This window comes from Kineococcus sp. TRM81007 (assembly GCF_022669155.1).
Taxonomy (GTDB): domain Bacteria; phylum Actinomycetota; class Actinomycetes; order Actinomycetales; family Kineococcaceae; genus Kineococcus.
The window spans coordinates 39,107-56,483 of record NZ_JALBVB010000059.1; the positions used below are offsets into that span (position 1 = coordinate 39,107).

Consider the following 17,377-nt stretch of genomic DNA (forward strand, 5'->3'; position numbering starts at 1 on the left):
CGGCCGCGCGGCGGGCCACCTGAACCGGGCTCCGTCCCGGGTTCGACTCAAGTCGACACGCCGTCCGGCCGACGGAAACGGAGGGAACCCCCAGCCTGTGGTAACGGCCCGATGCACCAGGAGCAACGACGTGACGCTGACCGGAGAGCCGACGGCGGGAGCCCGCCCACCGGTCCCGGGACAGTCGTGCCCGGTGCCGGGCGCCGCCCGCCGCCCGCGCTCGCGGCTGACCGCGCTGCTGGTGGCCGTGGACGCCGGCTGCGTGCTGGTCGTCCTGCTCGCGGACCTGTTCCTGCCCGGCCTCGCCGACGGGCTGCGGCACCCGGGTCTGGCCGTGTTCGGCGTGTCCCTACTGGCCGTGCACGGCTTCACCGGCCTGTACCGGCCCCGGCTGGAACCCAGTGCCCTGGACGACCTGCCGCTGCTGCTGGCCGCGGCCGTCGCCGCGCTGGGGGCGACCTCCCTCGCCGACGTGGTGCTGGGGGCCGGGTCCGTGGACGAGCCGCTGCTGTGGTTCGCGGCCGCCCAGACCGCGCTCGTCGTCGCTGCCCGCGCCGGCGCGTACGTGCTCGTGCAGGCGGTGCGCCGCAGCGGACGGGTGCAGCGGCGCACCCTCGTCGTCGGCTGCGGCGGGCTGGGGGCGCAGCTGGCGGGTGTCCTGGCGCGCCGCGAGCACGGCCTGCTGCCCGTCGGCTTCGTGGACGACGAACCGCGCCTGCCCCCGTGCTCCCGGCCGCTGCCGGTGTTCGGCCGGATCGCCGACCTGCCGCGCCTGGTCCACGAGCACGAGGCCTCCGTCGTGATCATCGGGTACTCCAACGTGCCCGAGCCCGTCGTCGTCGACGTCCTGCGCGCCTGCCACGGACTCGACGTGGAGATCTTCGCCGTGCCCCGCTTCTGGCAGGTCACCAGCACCTCCCGCACGATGCAGCTGCTGCGGGGGGTCCCGCTGGTGCGGCTGCGGCGTCCGGCGTTCCGGGCGCCGTCGTGGCGGTTCAAGCGGGTCGTGGACGTGGTGGCGTCCGCCGCGGGCCTGGTCCTGCTGAGCCCGTTGCTGGGGCTGTGCGCCCTCGCGGTGCGCCTGGACGGCGGGCCGGGCGTGCTGTTCCGCCAGGAGCGGGTGGGCCTGGCCGGGCGCCGCTTCGAGCTGCTGAAGTTCCGCAGCGTGCGCGCCACGGCGGAGGAGAGCGCCACCCGGTGGAGCGTCGCGGACGACGGCCTGCCCCCGCTGGGCCGCTGGATGCGCCGGCTGTCCCTGGACGAGCTGCCGCAGCTGTGGAACGTGCTGCGCGGCGACATGTCCCTGGTGGGCCCGAGGCCGGAGCGGCCGTACTTCGTGGAGCGCTTCGGCGCCGAGCACGACGAGTACCTGTGGCGCCACCGGGTGCCGTGCGGCATCACCGGCTGGGCCCAGGTCAACGGCCTGCGCGGGGACACCTCCATCGCCGACCGGGCCCGCTACGACAACCACTACGTCGAGAACTGGTCGCTGTGGCTGGACGTGAAGATCCTGCTGCGCACGGTCGTGCAGGTCGTCGCGGCCGCCGGCCGGTGAGCGCGTCCGGCCCTCTCGTCCTGGTGCTGGGCACCGCGGACTGGGACGCGGCCGTCGCCACCAACCAGCACCGGGCCGTGGCGGCGCTCGCACGCCGCTGGCCGGTCGTGTTCGCCGAGGGCACCGGCACGCGCCGGCTGCGCCCCGGCGACGCCCGCCGGGTGCTGCGGCGGCTGCTGCCGGGAGCGCTGCGCCCCGCCTCGTCCCGCGCGGCCCGGCCCGTCCCGCCCGGCGCGGCGGTCGTCGCGCCGCGGCTCGTCCCGCACCACGGGCCGGCGACCCGGGCGCTGAACGCCCACCTGCTGCACCGGCAGGTGCGGCGGTGGGCCGAGCACCCCGGCCCGCGGGTGCTGTGGACGTACACCCCGTTCGCGTACGACCTGCCCGGCCTCGCCGACGCGACCGTCTACCATCTGGTGGACCTGCTGCACGAGAACCCCGGCGTGCCCCGCGCGCGCCTCCTGGCCGCCGAGCGGGAGCTGGCCGGCGCGGCCGACCTGGCGATCGCCACGAGCGGCGCCGTGCGCGAGCACCTGCACCGGCAGGGCTTCTCCCCGCTGCGGCACCTGCCCAACGTCGCCGACGTGGAGCTGTTCGCGGCCGCCGCGGCGCAGCGGCGGGCACCGCGCGAACCGGTGGCCGTGTTCGCCGGGACGCTCGCCGCGCACAAGGTGGACCTGGAGCTGCTGGCGGCGCTGGCACGACGCCTGCGGGGCACCGCTCGCGTGCGCCTGGTCGGCCCCGTGGCGCCGGGCACGACGGCGCACCCGGCGTGGCGCGCGCTGCTGGCCGAGGGCGCCGAGGTGGTGGGACCGCTCGGCCCCCGGGAACTGGCGGCGGAGCTGGCCGCGGCCGTCGTCGGCCTGGTGCCGTACCGGCTGACCCCGCTCACGGAGGGCATCAGCCCGCTGAAGACGTACGAGTACCTCGCCGCCGGCTTGCCGGTGGTGAGCACGGCGCTGCCCGCGGTGCCCGAGGTGCCCGGTGCGGTGTGGACCGAGCGGGCCGCCGAGCCGTTCACCGGCCGGGTCCTGGACCTGCTGACGGCGCCCGCGGCCGAGCGGGCCGAGCGCGTGCTGCGCTGCGGGCGGGCGGCGGCCGGGCACGACTGGGCCTCGCGCGGTGAGGAGCTGCGCGGGCTGGTGGAAGTCCTGCTCACCCGCTGACACCCCGCGGCCGTCAGGAGCGCCGCAGCACCTGCGCGAGCGCGCGGCGCAGCGCCGGCACGCACGCCACGTGCAGCCCCCACACCACCAGGGCCGCCGCCGAGCCGAGCGCCAGGCCCGCCCACGTCCCCGGCACCACCGCCCCCACCAGCGCCGCCGCGAGCGCCACCAGCAGCGCCCCCGGCGCGCACAGCGCCGCGCACCGCACCAGCACCGCCCCCACCCCCAGCGTCCGGGCCGCCAGCGCGGTGGTGACCACGGCACCCGCCGACACCGCCAGGCCCAGCGCCACCGGCCCCAGCACCGTCGGCAGGGTCAGGTCCACGGCCAGCGTCACCGCCAGCCCGGCGGCGAGGGCGGTGACGGCCGCGCGGTTGCGATCGCGCGCGTTCAGCGCCTTCACCAGCACGTACGACAGCGCCTGCGCCCAGAACCCGACGGCGAAGCCGGTGAGCACCTGCCCGGAGGTCGCCACCGCCGCCGCGTCGAACGCGCCGCGCCCGTACAGCACGTGCACGACCCCGGCGGCGTCCACCGCCAGCACCGCCGACAGCGGCACCACCACGACGAGCACCGCCGGCACCAGCCGTTCCAGGCGCTCGCGGGCGTCCGGCGCGCTCAGCTCCGGCAGCACCGCCAGGCCCGCCAGGCCGAGCGGCACCGCCAGCAGGTTCACCCCGGTGGTGGCGACGAAGCGGGCGTAGTCGACGGCGGCGACGACCCCGTCGCCCAGCAGGGACGCGACCACCCGCTCGACCACCACCGACGACTGCAGCACCAGCGGCAGCAGCAGCAGGGGACGCACCCGCCGCCACAGCTGCACCAGCGCGTCCCGGGCTGCGCGGCGCTCCCACCGGGGCGGGGGCAGCAGCCCGCGGCGGTGCAGCGAGAAGTGCGCCCAGGCGTGCAGGGCGACGTACGCGGCGGGGAACCCCCACGCCAGCGCCACGGGCGTCGACAGCCACCACGCCACCGCCAGCCCCGCGACCATCCCCGTGTTCTGGGCGGTGGGCCGGGCGCTGGAGAGCCGGAACGAGCCGTGCGAGGCCTCCAGGTAGCTGAGCAGCGCGAACTGCAGGTAGCTGGGCAGGCCCAGGGCCATCACCCGCAGGAACGTCGCCGCGGTGGCGGCCGTGCCGTCGTCCAGCCCGGGTGCCAGCAGGTCCACGACCGGGCCGGCGAGCAGCAGCAGGGCGGCGGTGACGGCGAGCGCCAGCACCAGCAGCACCGCGCGCAGCGCGTGGAACAGCGCGGCGGCCCGCGCGGGGTCGTGCCGGCGCAGACGGGCGTGCACCGGCAGGAACCCGGCGCTGAGGGCGTCGGCGGTGACGAGGTCGACGGGCACCAGGGTGGCGGTCTGGGCGACGCGGGCGGCCACGGCGGGCGCGCCGGTGCCGTAGGCGGCCGCCAGCAGCACCTCCCGCACGAGGCCGAGGAGCTTGCCGGCCAGGCCGCCCCAGAAGAGGCGCTGCACGGCGGAGCGCATCACTCGCCCCGCAGCGCCCGCTCGTACTCGCGCGCCACCCGCCGCAGCTCGCAACGGGCCGGCAGCAGGCTCCCCCCGGTGCGGCCGCGGTCGAGGACGTCCCCGGCCGCCGCCGCCAACGCCCGCTCGTCGGCCACGTCGACGCGCGTCACGGCGCCGCCGGCGTCCTCCGTGCCGGCGGTGCCCAGGGGGACCAGCGCCGGGGTGCCGCAGGCCAGGGACTCCAGCACCGTCATCGTCAGGCCCACCTCGCGCCAGGCGGAGGTCAGCAGGGAGGCGTCGGCCGCGGCGCACAGCGACGCCAGCCGCTCCCGCGGCACGGAGCCGGTGAAGCGGACCCGCCCGCCCACGCCGAGGTCCGCGGCCAGCGCGCGCAACCGCCCCTCGTCGCCGCCGCCGCCGGCGACGAGCAGGTGCGGGTCCAGGTCGGGGCGGGTGCGCGTCAGCGACCGCAACCCCCGCAGCGCCCGGTCCACCCGCTTCTGCGGGTGCAGCCGGCCCGCGACGATCAGCAGGCGCGCCGGGGCGGGAACGCCCAGCTCGCGCCGGACCGCGGCCGCGGCCGCCGGGTCGGGGCGGAAGACCGCCGTGTCGACGCCGTTGGCGACGGTGCGCACCGGCGGCATCCGCACCAGCCGCCCCAGCGGCGGGGAGGTCAGCGACGCCGCCACGGCCGGACCGACCGCCACCACCGCGTCGAAGCGGCGGTAGGTGCGGGCGTCGCGCAGCAGCGCCCGCGCGTTGCGGACGGCGGACAGCGCGGTGAGCGCGGACCCGCTGCGCAGCTTGGAGGTCAGCTCCGCCGCGGACGTGCCGTGGGCCTGCAGGACGAACCGGGGGCGGACCGCCCCGGCGGGGGCGGCCACGTCCACGCAGGAGAACGCCCCCGCGCTGACGGACAGGACGCCGGCGACGGGACCGGTGCGCAGCAGCTCCTCCAGCGCTCGGCGGGAGGCGGACCACCAGGTGCGCGAGTAGCGCCCCGGCGCCGTGCCCGGCAGCGCCCGCACGTCCACGCCGTCCAGCGTCCACGCCGCCGGACGGCCGGGCACCGCCGTGGTGAGCACGGTGACGGCGGAACCGCCGGCGGCCAGGGCTCGTGAGACGTCCCAGGCGACGGACTCCATGCCGCCGGCGCCGTGCAGCGGCAGCCCACGGGTCAGCACGACGAGGCGCCCGCTCACCGCGCACCCCCCGCGCGGGTGCGCAGGGCACCGTCCAGCAGGTCCTCCAGCAGGCGCGTCTGCCGGGCGACGTCGAAGGACCGCTCGACGTGGCGTCGCGCCGCCTCGCCGGTGCGGCGGGCCAGCGCCGAGTCGTCCAGCAACCGGGCCAGCGCTCCGGCGAGCGCGGACGGGTCGGCCTCGGGCACCAGCAGGCCGGTGACGCCGTCGACGACGGCGGAGGGGATGCCACCGTGCGCGGTGGCGACGACGGGCCTGCCCAGGGCTGCGGCCTCCAGCAGCACCTGCCCCAGGCCCTCCTGGTCGCCGGAGCGCGCCGTGACGCTCGGCAGGCACAGCACGCTCGCGGCGGCGACGTGCGCGAGGACGTCCGGGTTGCCCAGCACCCCGGTGAAGACGACGCGGCCGTCGACCCCCAGCTCGCGGGCGAGGCGTTCCAGCGACCCGCGCAGCGGGCCGTCGCCCACGCACACCAGCCGCACGTCGACGCCGCGCGCGGTCAGCAGGGCCACGGCGCGCAGGAGGTGCTCGGTGCCCTTCTTCTCCACCAGCCGGGCGACGTGCACGACGGTGCGGCCGTCCCCGGTGGGTGCCGCCGCGGGGACCTTGTCCAGGTCCAGGCCGAGGTGGTGCGTGACGGTGCGGTCGGCGGGGAAGCCGCGCGCCAGGAGCCGTGCGCGCAGGTGACCGGACACGGGCAGGAACAGGTCGCCGTGCCGCGCCAGCCGCGGCAGCCGGCGCACGTACGTCACCCAGGAGGCGCGTCGCGCGCGCAGCAGCGCCGTGCGGGTGCAGGTGGCGTCGAAGCCGTGGAACACGGTGGCCAACGGCAGCCCGGCGCGCTGCGCGCTGGGCAGCGCGTGCGCGCCCTCCACGCCGAAGTGCGCCAGGACCACGTCCGCGCGCACCTCGCGCAGCACCCGGGTCAGCGGCCAGGACAGCGCACCCGCGGCGTACCCGGCGGCGGCGGCGGGTCCCCACCGCTGCGCCAGGGTGACGACCGGCAAGCCGGGGTCGGCGTGCGCGGGCAGCGGGTCCCGGCCCACGAGGACCGGCTCGTAGCGGGTGAAGCGACGCGCCTGCTCCAGCACGAACGGCTCGGACGCCACCCCCAGCTGGTGGCGCAGCACCGCTACGCGGGGCACGCCGCCCCCAGCGCCGGCTTGCGCGCGGTCACGTCTGCGGCGGCGACGGCAGCGGGCGCCGCCGGGGTGGCGCCCTGCCGGACCGTGACGACGCCCAGCAGCAGCGCCAGCAGGACCATCGACTTGGCCTCCCCGTAGACCGCGGTGTTGTCACCCATGCCGTGCACCAGCACCCACGCCCACGCACCCAGCGCGAAGCCCGCGGTGCGCGCCAGGGGGGAGCCCGCGCGGCGCACGACCACGGCCAGCAACCGGTGCAGGACGGTGCCGGCCAGCAGCACCAGCACCAGCACACCGGCCAGCCCGGTGGACGCCCACGCGGCGATCAGCAGGTTGTGCGGCGGCAGCGCGTCCACGCCGAGGTGCGCGTACAGCTCCATCGTGCGCGCCCACCCGCCGTGCCCCAGCCCCAGCAGGAGGTGGTCCTGGAACATCCGCAGGGCCGCGTCCCAGATGGGGGCGCGGCTGGCGAGGCTCTCGGAGGACGCGTCCGCGTAGCCGGGCACGTACCGCTCCAGCAGGCGCGGCAGCAGCCAGGCGCCGCCGGCGACGACCACGGCGGCCTGCGGCAGGAACCAGCGCGCCGAGGGGCGGCCCAGCACGTGCACGGCCCGCACCCCCACCGGCAGCAGCAGCGCCAGCGCGGCGGCGGTCTTCGAGCCGGTCGCGAAGGTGGCCGACCAGGTCACCAGCGCGCCGAGCAGGTACCGGCGCCGGTGGCCGTCCACGCCCAGGGCCAGGAACGCGAACGTCGCGACCCCCAGGAACATGGAGGCCACGTTGGCGTTGATGAAGAACCCGCCGGCCTTGGCGGGGTCCATCACGTTGTTGGCGCCCTCGCCCCAGAACGCCGTCATGGCGTCCGGGCCGGCGACGGCGACGGCCAGCGGGGAGCGCAGGAACGCGGTCTCCAGCCCGGGCGACAGCCGGAAGACCCACACCAGCGCCGCCGCCACCAGCGCCCACGCGAGGACGACCTGCAACGACCCGCGCACGCCCCGGGGGTCCTCGCGCTCCACCCGCACGACGTGCAGGTACAGGAACGCGAAGGACGCCAGCCGTGCGGCCTCCAGCACGCCGACGAGCGGCTCGGGCGACCAGACGACGGCGGCGACCTGCACGACGGCCAGCGCCAGCACCGCCCGGACCACCGGGTCGCCCAGCGGCACGCCCTTGCGCTCCAGCAGCCAGCACAGCGCCGCGAGGACCACCCAGCACTGGCTCAGCGGCAGGGACAGCGCCCCCAGCGGACCGGCGAACACCTGGGGCACGGCGAGGAACGCGGCCACCAGCAGGCGGGTGCGGTCGCCGGCGGTGACGCACACGAGGCCGCCCGTGAGGGCGAGGGCGGCGCCCAGGAGGAGTTCCACGTCAGCGGCTCCCGACCGTCGCGCCGGTGTGGGCCGCGGCCCACGCGCGGACCTCCTCGCGGAAGCGCTGCAGCCCGAAGGCCGCCGCCCGCTCCCGGCACGCGTGCGGGGAGCACGCCTCGGCGCGCGCGAGCGCCTCGGCGTACGCGGCGGGGTGGTGCTCGGCCACGAGGGCGCCGGTGACGCCGTCCACGACGGTCTCGGCGGCGCCACCGCGGGCCAGGGCCACGACGGGCGTGCCGGAGGCCATGGCCTCCACCGGCACGATCCCGAAGTCCTCGAACGTGGGGAACACCAGGGCGCTCGCGCGCCGCAGCAGCTCGCGCACCTGCGCGTCGCCGGGCCGTTCCAGCACGACGACGGGCACGGACGCCGCGGCGGCCCGCTCGCGCAGGGCACCGGCCAGCGGGCCCGCGCCGGCGAGGACGGCGGGCCGCCCGAGCCGCTCGGCGACCTGCACCACCACCGCGTGGTTCTTGTAGGGCACCCAGCGGCCCAGGCCCAGCAGGTAGCCGGCGGGCAGGTCCAGCTCGTCGCGCTCGCCGGGGGCGTCGGCGAAGCGCTGCACGTCCACCGGGGGGTGGATGACGACGGCTTCGCGGCCCCAGCACCGCTCCACGCGGCGGGCCACCTCGGCGCTGTTGGCGGCCACGGCCGTCAGGCGCGCGGCCGAGCGGCGGTCCACGCCCGCCAGCAGCCGGCGCGCCGGCGCCAGCAGCGGCGAGGTGCCCCGCCCGTCCAGCTCGGGGTTCCACACGTACCGGGCGGGGGTGTGCACGTACGCCAGGTGCACGCCGCCGGGCGCGGTGAGGCGGTGGGCGGTGGCGAAGGCGTGGTGGGAGGTGACGACGAGGTCGTAGTCGCCGCGGCCGAGGGCCCGCCACGCCAGCGGCATCAGCGGCAGGGTGAGGGCGCGCCGTTCGCGGGTGGCGGCGCGGTCCAGCGCGGTGGTGCGCACGGGGCGGCCCTGCACGTCGAGGTGGGTCCCGGGCGCGCGGCTGAGGGCGTAGAGGTCGGCGTCGGGCCAGGTGCCGGCCAGCGCCTCGAACACCTGCTCGGCGCCGGCGCGCGCGGCGACCCACTCGTGCACGACGGCGGTGCGCGGGCCCGCGCCGGGGCGCGGTGCGCCTCGGGGGGCTCGGGGTGCCTGCTGCGGTGCCTTCATGGTCCTCTGCGTCGCCTCGGGTGGTCCGGCCCTCCCCGTCGGCACCGGCGGGGCGGACCTGAGCGGAACGCCACGACCGGGGGTGTGGGAGGGGGCCCGTGCTAGCCTTCGAGGCCGTTCGGCACGTCGTGGAGGTCATCCGTTGAAGAAGTTGCTGCTGGTGGCCGCCGTGGCGGGTGCGGCCCTCGCGTGGCGCCGCAAGGCGTCGGCGAAGGCCGAGCGGGACCTGTGGGCGGAAGCCACCGACACCGTGCGCTGAACGCGGTGCCCCCGGGGGCGTGGCGCAATTGGTAGCGCACCTGCTTTGCAAGCAGGGGGTTAGGGGTTCGAGTCCCCTCGCCTCCACCCGGGAAGCACGAAGGCCCCCACCCGCAGGGTGGGGGCCTTCGTCGTGCTCGGGACGCTCAGTCCTTCTTCTCGTCGTCCTCGACGGGCGCGGTGGCCTCCTCGAAGTTCCGCACGGCGTTCGAGGGCGGCTCGTCGGGGAGCTCCTCGGCGACCAGACCGGACGTGTCGCCCTGGCCGCCGGGGGCGCTGCCGGCGGCTGCGGTGCTCCCGGCCGCGGCGGGCTCGGGGCTGCTCGGGGAGCCGGGCACGGGGGCCGGGGTGGCGGTGGGGTTGTTCGTGGGTGCGGCGGGCGTCCACGCGGCACCCGGCGTGGCCCACGGGTCCTCCTGCTTGCGGCTGCGCACCGCGGAGAACACGGCTGCGCCGGCGCCGGTGAGCGCCAGCACCAGCAGCAGCTTGCGGCCCTTGCGGCCCTTCTTCGCCTTCTTCGCCGTGGCCTCGCCCTTGAGCACCGCCAGGGCGCCGGCGCCGCGCTCGCGGGCCACCTTGGTGGTGTTGAGGGCGCTGCCCGCGCCCTTGGCGGCGGCCGCGGTGGCCGCGCCCTTGGCCGCGGTGGTCGCGCCCTTCGCGGCGGTGGTCGCGCCCTTGGCGGCGGTGGTCGCGGCCGTGGTCGCCGCTGCGCCCTTGGCGGCGGCGCTGGTCGCGGCGGTGGTGGCGGCCGCGACGGCCGGCGTGGCGGCCGTCCTCGCGGTGTCGGCCGCCTCGTGCACGGCCTCCGCCAGGCGGGGCAGCAGCTCGGTGGTGAGCTTGTCGAGGGCGGTGTCCACGGCGGGGCCGACGCGCTGCGCGGCGCCCTCGACGTGCGGGGTGGCCCAGGTGCGGGCGGTCTCGACGTGGGGGGTGGCCCAGGTGCGGGCGCTGTCCACGTGGGGGGTGGCCCAGGTGCGGGCGACCTCGACGTGGGGGGTGGCCCAGGTGCGGGCGGTCTCGACGTGCGGGGTGGCCCAGGTGCGGGCGGTCTCGACGTGCGGGGTGGCCCACGTCCTGGCGCTGTCCACTGCGGGGGCGACCTTCTCGGTCAGGGCCTTCTCCGCGAGGGCCGTGCCCTGCTCGCGCACCTGCACCAGCTTGCCGGGCCGGTTCTTGGTCAGGGACATCCGTTCCTCCTCCGTCTGCGGTCGTCTCGCCGGGGCAACGCCTCGGGGCGCGGGTGGGTGCCCGGCCGGCGATCAGGACCCCCATCCCACCGCAGCGGCGCCGACCGCGCCACCGTGCGGTGGCTCGGGGACCCCGTGCGACGATGACCGCATGCGCGCGACCCTGCACACGAACCACGGCGACATCCGCATCGAGCTGTTCGAGAACCACGCTCCGAAGACGGTGGCGAACTTCGTCGGCCTCGCCGAGGGCACCAAGGAGTGGAAGGACCCGTCGACGGGGGAGACGAAGACGGAGCCGTTCTACGACGGGCTGACCTTCCACCGGATCATCGACGGCTTCATGATCCAGGGTGGGGACCCGCGCGGTGACGGCCGCGGCGGCCCCGGCTACCAGTTCGACGACGAGATCCACCCGGACCTGCGCTTCGACAAGAAGTACCTGCTGGCCATGGCGAACGCCGGGAAGGTCGCCGGCCACGGCACCAACGGCTCGCAGTTCTTCATCACGGTGGCGACCACCCCGCACCTCAACGGCCGGCACACGATCTTCGGCGAGGTCGCCGACGAGGAGAGCCGCCAGGTCGTGGAGGCCATCGCGAACGTGCCCACCGGGCCGGCCGACGCGCCCCGCGAGGCGGTCGTCATCACCGGTGTCGACGTCGAGCGCTGACGGGACCGCCCCGCGTGCGTTCCGCCGATCGCGGAACGCGCGAACGGCGACGGCCCCCGGTGCGTTGAGCGCAGCGTGAGCGACGCCGCGAACGAGACCTCCACCGGGCAGCCCGTCTGCCCCCGGCACCCCGACCGCGAGTCGTGGGTGCGCTGCCAGCGCTGCGAGCGGCCCGCGTGCCCCCAGTGCCAGCGCCCCGCCGCGGTCGGGGTGCAGTGCGTGGACTGCGTCGCCGAGGGCAACCGCGGCGTGCGGCAGGGCCGCACCGCGCTCGGCGGCTCGGTGCGGGTGCGCGACAGCCTGGTGACGAAGGTCGTCGTCGTCGTGTGCGTGGCGATGTTCGCCGCGCGCTACGTGCTGCCGGCGGACCTCTACTACTACCTGCCGCTCGTCAACGAGATCGGCTACGCGAACAGCTTCGACGCGGACACGTGGTGGCAGCCGCTGACGTCGGCGTTCCTGCACGCCTCGCTGCTGCACCTGCTGTTCAACACGTACGCGCTGTGGCTGACGGGGCACTACCTGGAGCCCCTGCTGGGGCGGGCGCGCTTCGCGGCCCTCTACCTGCTCTCCGCCCTGGGCGGGGCGGTGGGTGCGCTGCTGCTGCCGCTGACGGCCCACACGAGCCTGGTGGGCGCCTCGGGCGCCGTCTTCGGCCTGTTCGGGGCCCTGGTGGTCGTCAACCGGGACCTGGGCCGGCAGACCGGTCAGGTCGTGGCGCTGGTGGCGATCAACTTCGCGCTGGGGTTGTTCATCAGCGGCGTCTCGTGGCAGGCGCACCTGGGCGGCCTGGTGACGGGCCTGGTGGTGGCCACCCTGCTGGTGCGGTTGCGGCGGCGGGCGCGGGCCGTGCAGTGGGCGGCGGTGGCCGCGGTGGCGATCGCGGTGCTGGCCCTGCTGGTGCACGCGGGCAGCCGCTCCGTCCTCTGAGGAGTTGTCCACAGGGCGTCCGCACAGGTGTGCGAACAGGCGGTGATTGTCCACGCGCTGTGGGTGGGGGTGTGGACAGTCGTCCGCCCCCACCCACAGTCGTCCACAGCCTGTGGATGGAACGGTGGACAGGAACTGTGGACAGGAAGGGGCTCGTCCCCCGGCGATCCACAGCTCGTCCCCAGGTGGGTCGGGGATGAACGGTCCGCCAGCCGCACGGAGTGTTCACGACAGCACGGAGCGTCGATGCAGCGAGGACCCCGGAGTGCCGATCAGCGCTCCGGGGCCCTCGCGGTGAACGGCGGTCAGCGCCAGCGCGTCGTCATGGCGAAGCCCACGAGGACGAGCCCGAAGCCGGCCACCAGGTTCCAGTTGTCCCAGCCGGGCACCGGGTACTGCGCGCTCGAGAGGTAGAAGACGACGATCCACAGCAGCCCCAGGACCATGAGGGCGACCATGAGGAAGATCCACCAGCGCGGGGTGAGCCGGTTGCGGGCCTTGATCGCGCGGTCCGTGTCGTCGGCGGTGCTCCCACCGCGCCGGCGGCGGCGCCGGCCCGGTTCCGCCGCGCCCTCCGCGCCGGTGCCCTCCGCGGTCTCCTCGTCGCGCTTCCGCTCGTCGCGGGGCTCGGGCACGTCAACCTCCGGGTCGGGACGGGGCGTGCAGGAGCACGCTGATCGCCTGGTTAGCGTAGTAGGAGCAGACCTCGCGGACGGTCGCGCCACGGGTGCACCGCGTGAACGGGGTCGAGGAGGAGGGGACGTGCGCGCACCTCGGACGCGCACGGCGGTCCGTCGCACCGCCGTCGCCGGCGTCTTCGCGCTCGCCGGCCTGCTGTTCACCACCAGCGCCCTCACCTCCCGCGGCACCGACCTGCGCTCGGACACCGCCGACCTCGGCGCCCTCGTCGCCGAGCGGTCCCGGCTCAACGAGCAGCGCGCCGCGCGCGTGGGCGACCTGCGCGCCGAGGTCGCCGAGCTCACCCGGACCGCCGCGCCCGCCGTCGCCGCCGACCCGCTCGACGAGCCCGCCCTGGGCATCGCCTCCGGGGCGCTGGCCGCCACCGGACCCGGTGTCACGGTCGTCCTCGACGACGCCCCCGACACCGTCCGGCCCGCCGGCGCCTCGCCCGACGACCTGGTGGTGCACCAGCAGGACGTCGAGGCCGTCGTCAACGCGCTGTGGGCCGGCGGCGCGGAAGCGATGTCGATCATGGACCAGCGCGTCGTGTCCACCTCCGCCGTGCGCTGCGTGGGCAACGTGCTCGTCCTGCAGGGCCGCACCTACTCCCCGCCCTACCGCGTGTCCGCGATCGGCGACCCCGAGGCGCTGCGCGCCGCCCTCGGCGCCAGCGCGCAGGTCGCCGTCTACCGCCAGTACGTCGACGCCTACGGGCTGGGCTGGTCCGTCGAGGCGCACGACGAGGCCGACGGGCTGCTGCTGCCCGCCTTCGACGGCTCCACCGCCCTCGACGCCGCCCGGGTCCCCGCGTGATCCGCCGCGCCGTCGGCGTCACCGGCGAGCTGCTCGTCACCGCCGGGGTGCTCGTCCTGCTGTTCGTGGTGTGGCAGCTGCACTGGACGGACCTGACCAGCGAGCGCGCCCAGGCCGCCGCCGTCGACGCCCTGCAGGAGCGCTGGGACACCGCCCCCGCGCCCACCGCGAGGGCGGCGGCACCGACCGCGCCGGCGGCGCCCGCGGTCCCGGACGTGGACCAGACCCCGCCCACCGGTGACGCCTTCGCGATCACGTACGTGCCCCGCTTCGGCAGCGACTACGCCGTGCCCGTCGTGGAGGGCATCGGCGCCGAGGAGCTGGAGGACGGCATCGGCCACTACCCGGGCACCGCGATGCCCGGCGGGGTGGGCAACTTCGCGATCGCCGGGCACCGCGTCACCTACGGCAAGCCCTTCCACCGCGTCGCGGAGCTGCAGGAGGGGGACGCGGTCGTCGTCGCCACCGCCGACCGCTGGTACACGTACCGGGTGCGGCGCCACCGCATCGTCACCCCGCAGCAGGTGGAGATCATCGCGCCGGTGCCGGACCGGCCGGGTGAGCAGCCCACCGAGGCGTGGCTGACGATGACGGCCTGCCACCCGATGTACTCCGCGCGCGAGCGGTACATCGTGTACGCGCAGCTGGAGTCGTCGCAGGACCGCGCCGACGGGCCGCCGGCCTCGCTGGCCGCGGTCGGCTGAGGGGAGGGGACGTCGTGTACGCGTGGTGGTGGCGCACCCTGCCGGGCCCGTGGTGGGTGCGGCTGCTGCTGAGCCTGCTCGTGGCGGCGGCCGTGGTGCTGCTCTGCTTCACCGTCGTCTTCCCCGCCGTCGCCGACCACCTGGCCGTCAACGACGCCACCGTCGGCGGCTGAGCGCCCCGCCCGGCGGCGGTGGTGCGGCGCTGTGAAGACGTCGCGCACGCGCTGCGCGCACCCGGGGATCAGGACCACGCCGGTCCGGTGCGCGACGTACCGTGGTCGGATGCCCACGACCGACGGCTCCGTCCCGCCGCGCGCCGACGTGCCCGGTGCGGGCCGGCGCGCCCGGGGGCAGCACGCCAGCCACGCGCACACCGCGGCGCTGCGCGCCCTGCGGGTGGCCGTGGTGGCGCTCGTCGCGCTCGCGCTGACCGCGGGCGCCGGCGGCGTCTACGCCTACCAGCGCCTGCAGGGCAACATCACCGCCGAGGACGTCTCCGGCCTGCTGGGCACGCGCCCCGGCAAGGACGAGGACACCACCGCCGGCACATCGCCGGTGAACATCCTCGTCATGGGCAGCGACACCCGGGCCCTCGCCGACGGCACCGGGGGCGCCTACGGCGGCGAGGCCGCCGACCCGGGCGCCCGCTCCGACACCACCGTGCTGGTGCACCTCGCCGGCGACCGCGAGAGCGCCACCCTGGTGAGCATCCCGCGCGACTCGATGGTGGAGATCCCCGCCTGCACGGCCCCGGACGGCAGCACGATCGAGGCGCACGTGGGCATGTTCAACTCGGCGTTCACCGAGGGGGGACCGGCCTGCACGATCACCACGGTGGAGGCCCTCACCGGCGTGTACGTCGACCACTACGCCGTGGTGGACTTCAGCGGCTTCCGCTCCATGATCGACGCCCTCGGCGGGGTGACGATCTGCACGCCGGAGGACATCGACGACCGCAGGGCGAACCTGCACCTGGAGGCCGGCACCCACGAGGACGTGGACGGGGAGACGGCCCTGGCCTACGCGCGCGTGCGGTACATCGGCGACGGCTCCGACCTGTCCCGCATCGAGCGCCAGCAGGCCCTGATGTCCTCGATCGTGCAGGAGGTCACCAGCTCGCAGATCCTGCTGCGCCCGGACCGGCTGTACTCGTTCCTCGACGCGGCGACGAAGTCGGTGACCACCGACCCGGACCTGGCCAGCATCAGCGAGCTGGTGGACCTGGCGCAGAGCGTGCAGGGCATGCCCGCCGACGCGGTGCGCTTCGTGACCGTGCCCACCGAGCCGTACCCGCCGAACGACGCGCGCGTGCAGTGGACGGCGGCCGCGGAGGAGCTGTGGCAGCGCATCCGCACCGACACCGCCGGGCAGCCGTCGGCCGCACCCACCGCGACGGCGAGCACTGACCCGTCGGCGAGCTCGCAGCTGGTCGTCGCCCCGGGCGACGTGTCGGTGCGCGTGGTGAACACCGGTGCCCCGGCCGGCACGGCCGCGGCGGTCGCCGACGCGCTCGCGGAGGTGGGGTTCGCGGTCGCCGGGGTCGGTGACGGCGAGGCCAGCGACTCCTCGGTGCCGGTCCTGGTGCGCTACGGCCCGGACCGCGCGGACAGCGCGCAGACCGTGGCGGCCGCGTTCGGCGGGGCGGCGGCGCGCCCGGACGGCAGCCTGGGGCGCACCGTCGTGGTGGAGGTGTCCTCCGCGGACCACTCGGTCACCGACGTGCGGGCCCGCGTCACCGGCGCCACCGCCCCGCCGAGCGCCACCGCGGGCGCCGCGGCCTCCCCGGAGCCCACGATCACCGCCCGCGTCGCCACCGACGACATCTGCGCCTGACCCGATCGGGTGGTTCCCGGTCCACGTCCCCCTTCCGGGTGCCGATGTCCCTGGTGCGGTCGGGGTGGTTGAGCATGCAGCCACCCGACGCGGTCGGGCGCCGCAGTGGCGTGGCGGCGCGTTCGAGCGGGGGGCAGTGTCGTGGGTCGTGTGCGGGACATGAAGGTGGGGGCGAAGCTGTTCGCCGGTTTCGGGGTGGTCAGCCTGCTGCTGCTCGCCGTCGGCGTGGTCGGCGTGGTGCAGCTGCGCAGCGCGCAGGAGCGCCTGGAGGCGATGTACGCCGAGGGCGTGGTCTCCGTGCACGCCCTGGACATGACGCAGAACGAGTTCAACCTCGCCGCCAAGGACCTCTTGGACCTGGCCCTGCAGGTCGACGACGCCGGCCGCGCCAGGATCACCGAGAAGGCGGCGGAGCACGACGCCGCGCTGGACGAGGCGTGGAGCGAGTACCTGGGCACCAGCCCCTCGCAGCCGCGGGAGCAGCTGCGCGCCTTCGAGGCCCACCTGGCCGACTGGCGCGCCGCGCGTGAAGAGCTCGTCCCCCTGGCGGTGGCCGGGGACCTGGCCGCGTTCGCCGCCGCCCGCGCGGCGACGACGACGCCGGTGAACCGGGAGATCAACGTGGCCCTGGAGGCGATGGAGGAGCGCGAGGAGGCCGCGGCCGCCGACCGCTCCGCGCAGGGCCGGGAGGCGTACGCGGTGGCGCTGACCGAGATCACCGCCACGATCGCGCTGGCGCTGGTGCTCGCGGTCACCGTCGCCGTCCTGATCGCCCGCGGCATCTCCCGCCCGCTGGCGCGGGTGGTCGCGGTGGTGGAGGGCCTGGCCGAGGGCCGGCTGGACCAGCGCGTGGGCATCGACAGCCACGACGAGGTCGGCGTGATGGCGCAGGCGCTGGACCGCTCCACCGAGCGGCTGGGCGAGGTGATGGGCCAGGTGGTGGCCAACGCCGGCACCCTGGCCTCCTCCTCGGAGGAGCTCAACACGGTGGCCACGCAGCTGTCCTCCGGGGCGGAGGAGTCCGCGCAGCAGTCGCAGGTCGTCTCCGCCGCCACCGAGGAGATCAGCACGTCCATCGCCACCGTCGCCGCCGCGGGCGAGGAGATGAGCGCAGCCATCCGGGAGATCTCCTCCTCCACCGCCGAGGCCTCCCAGGTCGCCTCCGCGGCCGTGGCCTCCGCCGCCGACGCCTCCGCCATCCTGGAGCGCCTGAGCGCGTCCTCCCGC

General features: G+C 76.5%; 17 protein-coding genes and 1 tRNA gene. 11 read left to right on the forward strand and 7 right to left on the reverse strand.

The genetic code is table 11. The annotated features are described in order from the left end of the window. The first annotated feature begins 130 nt into the window (after positions 1-130). Both MN205_RS18980 and MN205_RS22140 read left to right on the forward strand, forming a co-directional pair. Positions 131-1,555, forward strand: coding sequence for a sugar transferase (locus MN205_RS18980; protein WP_242129989.1), 1,425 nt, complete (start codon positions 131-133; stop codon positions 1,553-1,555). Next, positions 1,552-2,721 (forward strand): glycosyltransferase, encoded by a 1,170-nt coding sequence (locus tag MN205_RS22140; RefSeq protein ID WP_242129991.1) that lies wholly within the window; start codon positions 1,552-1,554, stop codon positions 2,719-2,721. The genes MN205_RS18980 and MN205_RS22140 overlap by 4 nt, the downstream gene beginning before the upstream one ends. Before the next feature lie 13 nt (positions 2,722-2,734). Here the strand turns inward: MN205_RS22140 and MN205_RS18990 are convergent, their stop codons facing one another. Genes MN205_RS18990 through MN205_RS19010 form a run of 5 tightly spaced genes read right to left on the reverse strand, consistent with a single transcriptional unit; the run spans position 2,735 to position 9,071 of the window. Next, positions 2,735-4,207, reverse strand: coding sequence for a lipid II flippase MurJ (locus MN205_RS18990; RefSeq protein WP_242129992.1), 1,473 nt, complete (start codon positions 4,205-4,207; stop codon positions 2,735-2,737). Continuing rightward, positions 4,207-5,391 carry a glycosyltransferase family 4 protein gene (locus MN205_RS18995; protein WP_242129995.1) on the reverse strand — a complete coding sequence of 395 codons (1,185 nt, stop codon included), beginning with the start codon at positions 5,389-5,391 and terminating at the stop codon, positions 4,207-4,209. The genes MN205_RS18990 and MN205_RS18995 overlap by 1 nt, the downstream gene beginning before the upstream one ends. Continuing rightward, positions 5,388-6,536, reverse strand: a complete 1,149-nt coding sequence (locus MN205_RS19000; protein ID WP_242129997.1) for a glycosyltransferase — start codon at positions 6,534-6,536, stop codon at positions 5,388-5,390. The genes MN205_RS18995 and MN205_RS19000 overlap by 4 nt, the downstream gene beginning before the upstream one ends. After that, positions 6,524-7,906, reverse strand: a complete 1,383-nt coding sequence (locus MN205_RS22145) for an O-antigen ligase family protein (protein WP_242129998.1) — start codon at positions 7,904-7,906, stop codon at positions 6,524-6,526. Before MN205_RS22145 ends, MN205_RS19000 begins: the two co-directional genes overlap by 13 nt. A 1-nt stretch (position 7,907) precedes the next feature. Further along, entirely contained in the window at positions 7,908-9,071 is a 1,164-nt protein-coding gene (locus MN205_RS19010) for a glycosyltransferase (RefSeq protein ID WP_242130000.1), read from the reverse strand. A 142-nt stretch (positions 9,072-9,213) separates the two neighbouring features. Between MN205_RS19010 and MN205_RS19015 the strand changes: the two genes are divergently transcribed. Both MN205_RS19015 and MN205_RS19020 read left to right on the forward strand, forming a co-directional pair. Beyond that, positions 9,214-9,330 (forward strand): DLW-39 family protein, encoded by a 117-nt coding sequence (locus MN205_RS19015; protein WP_242130002.1) that lies wholly within the window; start codon positions 9,214-9,216, stop codon positions 9,328-9,330. Positions 9,331-9,343: 13 nt separating this feature from the next. Next, positions 9,344-9,416 (forward strand) — tRNA-Ala (locus MN205_RS19020). A 59-nt stretch (positions 9,417-9,475) separates the two neighbouring features. Here the strand turns inward: MN205_RS19020 and MN205_RS19025 are convergent. Next, the gene (locus tag MN205_RS19025; protein WP_242130004.1) at positions 9,476-10,516 is read right to left on the reverse strand and encodes a hypothetical protein; all 1,041 of its coding nucleotides are present in this window, start codon (positions 10,514-10,516) and stop codon (positions 9,476-9,478) included. Positions 10,517-10,667: 151 nt separating this feature from the next. On the opposite strand from MN205_RS19025, the gene MN205_RS19030 reads away from it, so the two are divergent. Together MN205_RS19030 and MN205_RS19035 are read left to right on the forward strand one after the other, a co-directional pair. Further along, positions 10,668-11,189, forward strand: coding sequence for a peptidylprolyl isomerase (locus MN205_RS19030; RefSeq protein ID WP_242130005.1), 522 nt, complete (start codon positions 10,668-10,670; stop codon positions 11,187-11,189). 75 nt (positions 11,190-11,264) lie between these two features. Continuing rightward, positions 11,265-12,119 carry a rhomboid family intramembrane serine protease gene (locus MN205_RS19035; RefSeq protein WP_242130006.1) on the forward strand — a complete coding sequence of 285 codons (855 nt, stop codon included), beginning with the start codon at positions 11,265-11,267 and terminating at the stop codon, positions 12,117-12,119. A gap of 305 nt (positions 12,120-12,424) precedes the next feature. Here the strand turns inward: MN205_RS19035 and MN205_RS22150 are convergent, their stop codons facing one another. Beyond that, positions 12,425-12,754 carry a cell division protein CrgA gene (locus MN205_RS22150; RefSeq protein WP_242130007.1) on the reverse strand — a complete coding sequence of 110 codons (330 nt, stop codon included), beginning with the start codon at positions 12,752-12,754 and terminating at the stop codon, positions 12,425-12,427. A 127-nt stretch (positions 12,755-12,881) separates the two neighbouring features. On the opposite strand from MN205_RS22150, the gene MN205_RS22155 reads away from it, so the two are divergent. The 5 genes from MN205_RS22155 to MN205_RS19065 form a co-directional block, all read left to right on the forward strand. Beyond that, positions 12,882-13,613, forward strand: a complete 732-nt coding sequence (locus MN205_RS22155; protein ID WP_242130008.1) for a DUF881 domain-containing protein — start codon at positions 12,882-12,884, stop codon at positions 13,611-13,613. After that, positions 13,610-14,317: a class E sortase gene (locus tag MN205_RS19050; RefSeq protein ID WP_242130009.1), complete on the forward strand. Its 708-nt coding sequence runs from the start codon at positions 13,610-13,612 to the stop codon at positions 14,315-14,317. Before MN205_RS22155 ends, MN205_RS19050 begins: the two co-directional genes overlap by 4 nt. Before the next feature lie 14 nt (positions 14,318-14,331). Then, on the forward strand, positions 14,332-14,490 hold the full coding sequence (locus MN205_RS19055) for a hypothetical protein (protein ID WP_242130010.1): 159 nt from the start codon (positions 14,332-14,334) through the stop codon (positions 14,488-14,490). Positions 14,491-14,599: 109 nt separating this feature from the next. Continuing rightward, a complete protein-coding gene (locus MN205_RS19060) occupies positions 14,600-16,150 on the forward strand; it encodes an LCP family protein (protein ID WP_242130011.1) in 1,551 nt (516 codons plus the stop codon). Between the two features lie 159 nt (positions 16,151-16,309). Beyond that, the coding region (locus MN205_RS19065; RefSeq protein ID WP_242130012.1) for a methyl-accepting chemotaxis protein at positions 16,310-17,377 on the forward strand (1,068 nt) is incomplete at its 3' end.

Excerpts from the sequence above, each read along its gene's own strand:
- MN205_RS19010 (WP_242130000.1), bottom strand. The coding sequence starts at position 9,071 with ATGAAGGCACCGCAGCAGGCACCCCGAGCCCCCCGAGGCGCACCGCGC.
- MN205_RS19025 (WP_242130004.1), bottom strand. The coding sequence starts at position 10,516 with ATGTCCCTGACCAAGAACCGGCCCGGCAAGCTGGTGCAGGTGCGCGAG.
- MN205_RS19030 (WP_242130005.1), top strand. The coding sequence starts at position 10,668 with ATGCGCGCGACCCTGCACACGAACCACGGCGACATCCGCATCGAGCTG.
- MN205_RS19060 (WP_242130011.1), top strand. The coding sequence starts at position 14,600 with ATGCCCACGACCGACGGCTCCGTCCCGCCGCGCGCCGACGTGCCCGGT.
- MN205_RS18990 (WP_242129992.1), bottom strand. The coding sequence starts at position 4,207 with ATGCGCTCCGCCGTGCAGCGCCTCTTCTGGGGCGGCCTGGCCGGCAAG.